Raw genomic sequence first — 5,368 nt, 5'->3', positions numbered from 1 at the left:
CATCGCCCCCTGCCCCGTCTTCCCCGGAACCGGACTCATCGTCCTCCGCATCGGTGTCATCGTCCTGCGCAGCGCTCGACCCGCCGGTCCAGCCGCCGGATCCCGCTGTTCCGTCGGAATCACCTGCGCCCTGATCCTGCCCGCCCGTGTTGAACGAGGTCACGATGATGGAATTGCCGTCCAGATGATCCGCCGTGTCGCGCGATGCGTCCGCAACGCCGGAAATGATTTCGCCCGAAACGACCAGCGCAAGGGCCACGGTCAAGAAAACCAGCGGCACCATGTCTACGGTCACGGCCCCGCCTTCATTCCTGACAAACTGCTTCACACGACGCATGATCCGAGCCACTGAACGCTGAAATGGACTTGTAGCGTCGAACTTACCCGCCTAACCGGGCACAAAATGCGGCGCTCCGATGGTCATTCCGTGCCAGGACGCTCAATGACGCTCAATCCGGGCTTGGCCGCGCGGACAGGACACCCCCGGGCCGTCAGCAGCCGAATCCCCCTTGATCCCCTGCCGCAACCGTCTATAAGACGGGCTTCCTCCGCCGTTGCCTATGCACCGGCGTGGTCTCTCGTGGTCCGGGGGGCGGAGGACAACGCCCCGGCCTTTGAAACACGCCTTGAAACAAGACTGGAGATGACATGCCTCTCTACGAGCATGTGATGATCGCGCGTCAGGACCTGTCCAACGCGCAGGCCGAAGGGCTCATCGAACATTTTGGCGCAATCCTGTCGGACAATGGCGGCTCTGTCGTCGGCTCCGAATACTGGGGCGTCAAGACCATGGCCTACAAGATCAACAAGAACCGCAAGGGTCACTATGCCTTCCTGCGCACCGACGCCCCGTCGGCCGCCGTTCAGGAAATGGAACGCCTGATGCGCCTGCATGACGACGTGATGCGCGTCCTGACCGTCAAGGTCGACGCCCATGACGAGGGCCCCTCGGCCCAGATGCAGAAGCGGGACGACCGTGACGGTCGCCGCGAGCGCCGCTAACCCATAGGGAAGGACTTTCAAAATGGCCGCAAAACCGTTTTTCCGCCGCCGCAAGACCGACCCGTTCGCGGGCGAGAACGCGCCGAAGATCGACTACAAGGACACCCGTCTGCTGCAGCGCTACATCTCTGAGCGTGGCAAGATCGTGCCGTCCCGTATCACCGCCGTTGGGGCGAAGAACCAGCGTAAACTGGCCCGCGCCATCAAGCGCGCCCGGTTCCTGGCGCTGCTGCCCTACGCCGTCAAGTAAGGAGAGCTGACCAATGGACGTTATCCTTCTGGAACGCGTGGCCAAGCTTGGTCAGATGGGCGATGTAGTATCCGTCAAGGAAGGCTACGCGCGCAACTACCTGCTGCCGCAGCGCAAGGCGCTCCGCGCCAACCAAAGCAACATCGATGCTTTCGAAGCCCAGAAAGCGCAGCTCGAAGCGCGCAACCTGGAAACCAAGGCGGAAGCCGAGGATCTGGCCGGCCGCCTTGGTGGTCAGCAGTTCATCGTGATCCGCTCGGCCTCTGATTCCGGCGCGCTTTACGGCTCCGTCACCACCCGTGACGCTGCCGATGCCGCCACCGAGGCCGGCTTCTCGCTCGATCGCAAGCAGGTCGCCCTGACCCGCCCGATCAAGGAACTGGGTCTGCACACCGTTCTGGTGAACCTGCACCCCGAGGTCGAGGTCGAGATCGAACTGAACGTGGCCCGCTCGGTCGAGGAAGCCGAACTTCAGGCCTCCGGCAAGTCGATCCAGGAACTGGCTGCCGAAGCGGAAGCCGCTGCCGAGTTCGAGATTGCCGAGCTGTTCGACGATATCGGCTCTGCCGCCCTGGACGATGACGCGGGCGACGCAGCCCCCGCCACCGAAGAATCGGAAGACGGCTCGGAAGAAGCCTGATCCGTCTCCCCTTCGGGGACAGTGATGACCGCGCCCTTCGGGGCGCGGTTTTTTTGTGCCGGACGCGGCAAAGAAAAAGGCCCGCTCCTTTCGGGGCGGACCTTTCGATGTGATGTGGCCGCGTGGGCTTATTTTCCGTCGTCCACCGGAGCCGGTGCCGGAGCGGGCGCAGGTGCAGGTGCAGGCGCGGGGGCCGGGGCCGGTGCCGGAGCAGGCGCAGGTGCCGGAGCGGGTGCCGGTGCCGGTGCAGGGGCAGGTGCAGGTGCAGGGGCCGGAGCGGGCGCAGGTGCAGGTGCCGGTGCAGGCGCCGGAGCGGGCGCAGGTGCAGGCGCGGGTGCAGGCGCGGGTGCAGGTGCAGGTGCAGGTGCCGGAGCGGGCGCAGGGGCCGGTGCGGGCGCAGGGGCCGGTGCAGGCGTATCGGCCGGGGCAAAGCCGCCACCCGGTGCGGGGGCAGCGCCGCCTGCGACGGGCATCGTCTGGATGGTCAGCTGAGCGTTACAGCTGTTGCCGCCATAGGTCCCGACCCAGACATCCACGCGGCCATTGAGATTTTCAGCACCGGACACGGTCATGCGCGGATCGAGGTTGCCGTTGGAATCGTCGTCAAAGAGCCAGGTGGTGTTGACGGTGTTGACCAGCAGAGTGGCGTCGCATTCGGACACGACGCTCATGTCCAGCGCGTAATTGTCCATGCCACTCAGGATCAGCGAATAGGTGGGCACGGCATTGGCATAGCCCAGACCGGGCAGGCCACAGGCCTGGACCGAGAACTGGCCGCCCGCGATCGTCGGGGCGGTCTGCGGCGTGGTCAGCATGTCGCCGGTGAATTCATAGGACGGGCCGGGCTGCATGAAGCTGGGGCAAGCCAGCGCAGCGGCGCTTCCAGCGAGCAGGATGGCGGCAGAGGTCAGCAGGGTTTTCATGTCGGGAAACTCCCATATCGGCAGTGAACGGGGCTTGGGAAAATGGCCGGGCGTCGAACGGGGCGCGGGCCAGGGAAAGCGGAAAGGCCGCAGCGGGACGGCCTTTCCAATCTCAATTCAGAGGAGAGCCTGGATCAGTTGTACCAGGTTTCCATTTCCAGCGTGGCCGAGCAGGTCGAGGGACCGTAGGTGCCAACCCACACATCGATGCGGCCCTGGGTGTTGGACGTGCCGTAGAGGTTGATGCGGGGGTTCGGGTAGCCGCCGGAATCATCGTCGAAGAACCAGGAGGCGTTGGCCGAGTTCACCAGCAGGACGGTGTCACAGGCTGCCTGGGACACTTCGATCTCCAGACGGCCATAAGGCGCCATGCCCGAGGTGTAGAACGAGAAGTCGGGCTGCGAGATCACGTAGCCGGTGTGGTTGAACCCGCAGTTGCGGAGGTACTGGCCACCGCCGGCGATCACGCCGTAGGAGCGGGGGGTGTACAGGTACTGACCGGTCACCGAGAAGGACTGGCGGCCCTGGGTGATGGTCGGACACGCCGAGGCGGCTGCCGTCAGCGAGATCAATACAAGGAAAGCTGAAAGAATGGTGCGCATCTGGATAACTCCTTAATTTGTCATGCACAGTCTGTATAGATCAGTCTTAGTGTCGTGTCTACACTTTTTTTGCCGATCCGGTGATTTTTTTGTCAGCCATCGGTTTCGAGGATCAGATCCCCATAGCATGTCTGCCCGTCATAGCTGCCAACCCAGATATCCACGCGCCCGTTCAACAGTGCCGATCCGCGCAGGTTGATCTCTGGATTGTGGCCGTAAGGGCCGTCATCGTTATAGTGCCAGCTCCCGTCCGCAGCATTTACCAGCAGGACGGAATCGCAGGGGGCCTCGACCCGAATCTCCAGCGGGTAGTGATCCATTCGGGCCAGGCGGAAGGACATGGTCGGCGCGGCAGAAACGTATCCGGGATACTGAATGCCGCAGCTTGCCAATGCATAGTCGGTGCCGACCTGCACGCTGTATTCGCGCGCGCGGGTCAGGATATCGCCGGTATAGCCGTAATCCACATCGCCCCCCATTCGATAATCCGGACAGGCTTGCGCGGCAGCGGCGGCGGCAAGCGTCAGGGTTGCGGCTAGAAAAAGAGGTTTCATCGTCAATCTCCGGGTATGGCAGGCAATAATTGCCCCGGTGTGTCTGTCTGCCCCGATCTGCATGAAAACCGCGTCGGAGCCCTGAGGGGGAAAGGGCCACCCCGAAAGGTGGCCCCTGCCCTTATCTGTGCCTGGTCTTAGTTGTACCAGGTCTCCAGCTCGACCACCGCCGGGCAGGAGGTCCCGTTATAGGTACCCACCCACAGATCGAGACGACCGTTCAGAGCACCCGAGGACGGGATGTTCAGCTCGGGCTGCAGGTTGCCGCGGCTGTCATCGTCGAAATACCAGGTGGTGTTCGGCGTGTTCACCAGAAGCGTGGTGTCACAGGAGGCGCTGGTCACTTCGATCTCGAGGCGGCCATAGCTTTCCATACCGGACAGCATGAACGAGTAGTGCGGGTTGGTGTTGGCATAGCCACGACCACCCACGCCACAGGACGAGATGTTGGTGCTGCCACCGGCCTGCACGTTGTAGCTCGTGGGGCTGTAGAGCTGCTGGCCGGTGATGTAGATCATCTGACCGGGCTGCTGCCAGGACGGGCATCCGCCAGCGGGTGCGGGCGTCGGGGTCGGCGTCGGCGCAGGGGCCGGAGTCGCGGCGTTGTGCCAGGTCTCCAGTTCCACCACGGCCGGGCAGGACGTGCCGCTATAGGTGCCCACCCACAGATCCAGACGACCATTGAGCGACGCCGAGGACGGGATGTTCAGCAGCGGCTGCAGGTTGCCCCGGCTGTCATCGTCGAAATACCAGGTGGTATCCGGCGTGTTCACCAGAAGCGTGGTGTCACAGGACGCGCTGGTCACTTCGATTTCCAGACGGCCATAGTTCTCCATCCCGGACAGCATGTAGGAATAATGCGGGGTCGGGTTGGCATAGCCACGACCACCCACGCCACAGGACGAGATGTTCGTGTTGCCACCGGCCTGCACGTTGTAGCTGGTCGGGCTGTAGAGCTGCTGGCCGGTGATGTAGACCATCTGGCCGGGCTGCGCCCAGGTCGGGCATCCACCAGCGGGCTGCGGGGCCGGTGCGGGCGTCGGGGTCGGTGCCGGAGCGGGGGCAGGTGCCGGAGTCGCGGCGTTGTGCCAGGTTTCCAGCTCAACCGTGGCCGGGCAGGAGTTGCCATTATAGGTGCCCACCCACAGATCCAGACGACCATTGAGCGACGCCGAGGACGGGATGTTCAGCAGCGGCTGCAGGTTGCCCCGGCTGTCATCGTCGAAATACCAGGTGGTATCCGGCGTGTTCACCAGCAGAGTGGTGTCACAGGACGCGCTGGTCACTTCGATCTCGAGGCGGCCATAGTTCTCCATCCCCGACAGCATGTAGGAATAATGCGGGGTCGGGTTGGCATAGCCACGACCACCCACGCCACAGGACGAGATGTTCGTGTT

Annotated in this window: 8 protein-coding genes; 3 read left to right on the top strand and 5 right to left on the bottom strand. The window is 63.6% G+C overall.

The window, feature by feature from the left end; translation table 11 throughout:
* Positions 1 to 295: hypothetical protein (locus tag RBB16_RS20360; protein ID WP_306047861.1), on the bottom strand; the 295-nt coding region annotated here is incomplete at its 3' end.
* Between the two features lie 353 nt (positions 296 to 648).
* Between RBB16_RS20360 and rpsF the strand changes: the two genes are divergently transcribed.
* From rpsF to rplI, 3 genes are read left to right on the top strand one after another with little or no spacing between them, the layout of a single operon-like run.
* Positions 649 to 1,002, top strand: coding sequence for a 30S ribosomal protein S6 (gene rpsF, locus RBB16_RS20355; protein WP_071691847.1), 354 nt, complete (start codon positions 649 to 651; stop codon positions 1,000 to 1,002).
* A 22-nt stretch (positions 1,003 to 1,024) separates the two neighbouring features.
* On the top strand, positions 1,025 to 1,252 hold the full coding sequence (gene rpsR, locus RBB16_RS20350) for a 30S ribosomal protein S18 (RefSeq protein ID WP_071691846.1): 228 nt from the start codon (positions 1,025 to 1,027) through the stop codon (positions 1,250 to 1,252).
* Between the two features lie 13 nt (positions 1,253 to 1,265).
* The gene (gene rplI / locus RBB16_RS20345; RefSeq protein WP_306047860.1) at positions 1,266 to 1,892 is read left to right on the top strand and encodes a 50S ribosomal protein L9; all 627 of its coding nucleotides are present in this window, start codon (positions 1,266 to 1,268) and stop codon (positions 1,890 to 1,892) included.
* Positions 1,893 to 2,020: 128 nt separating this feature from the next.
* Here rplI and RBB16_RS20340 read toward each other — a convergent pair whose 3' ends face one another.
* From RBB16_RS20340 to RBB16_RS20325, 4 genes are all read right to left on the bottom strand, one after another.
* Entirely contained in the window at positions 2,021 to 2,815 is a 795-nt protein-coding gene (locus RBB16_RS20340) for a hypothetical protein (protein ID WP_306047859.1), read from the bottom strand.
* Positions 2,816 to 2,949: 134 nt separating this feature from the next.
* Positions 2,950 to 3,417 (bottom strand): hypothetical protein, encoded by a 468-nt coding sequence (locus tag RBB16_RS20335; protein WP_071691844.1) that lies wholly within the window; start codon positions 3,415 to 3,417, stop codon positions 2,950 to 2,952.
* Between the two features lie 92 nt (positions 3,418 to 3,509).
* Complete coding sequence (locus RBB16_RS20330) at positions 3,510 to 3,971, bottom strand: hypothetical protein (protein ID WP_306047858.1); 462 nt, start codon at positions 3,969 to 3,971, stop codon at positions 3,510 to 3,512.
* 137 nt (positions 3,972 to 4,108) lie between these two features.
* Positions 4,109 to 5,368, bottom strand: a 1,260-nt coding sequence (locus RBB16_RS20325; RefSeq protein ID WP_306047857.1) for a hypothetical protein, incomplete at its 5' end; no start/stop codon positions are given.

Source organism: Nioella sp. MMSF_3534 (assembly GCF_030732985.1).
In the GTDB taxonomy this organism is placed as follows: Bacteria; Pseudomonadota; Alphaproteobacteria; order Rhodobacterales; family Rhodobacteraceae; genus Nioella.
The sequence above is the reverse complement of the archived record's forward strand: the minus strand, read 5'-3'. Positions and strand labels throughout refer to the sequence as shown.

Excerpts from the sequence above, each read along its gene's own strand:
- RBB16_RS20340 (WP_306047859.1), bottom strand. The coding sequence starts at position 2,815 with ATGAAAACCCTGCTGACCTCTGCCGCCATCCTGCTCGCTGGAAGCGCC.
- rpsR (WP_071691846.1), top strand. The coding sequence starts at position 1,025 with ATGGCCGCAAAACCGTTTTTCCGCCGCCGCAAGACCGACCCGTTCGCG.
- rpsF (WP_071691847.1), top strand. The coding sequence starts at position 649 with ATGCCTCTCTACGAGCATGTGATGATCGCGCGTCAGGACCTGTCCAAC.
- rplI (WP_306047860.1), top strand. The coding sequence starts at position 1,266 with ATGGACGTTATCCTTCTGGAACGCGTGGCCAAGCTTGGTCAGATGGGC.
- RBB16_RS20330 (WP_306047858.1), bottom strand. The coding sequence starts at position 3,971 with ATGAAACCTCTTTTTCTAGCCGCAACCCTGACGCTTGCCGCCGCCGCT.
- RBB16_RS20335 (WP_071691844.1), bottom strand. The coding sequence starts at position 3,417 with ATGCGCACCATTCTTTCAGCTTTCCTTGTATTGATCTCGCTGACGGCA.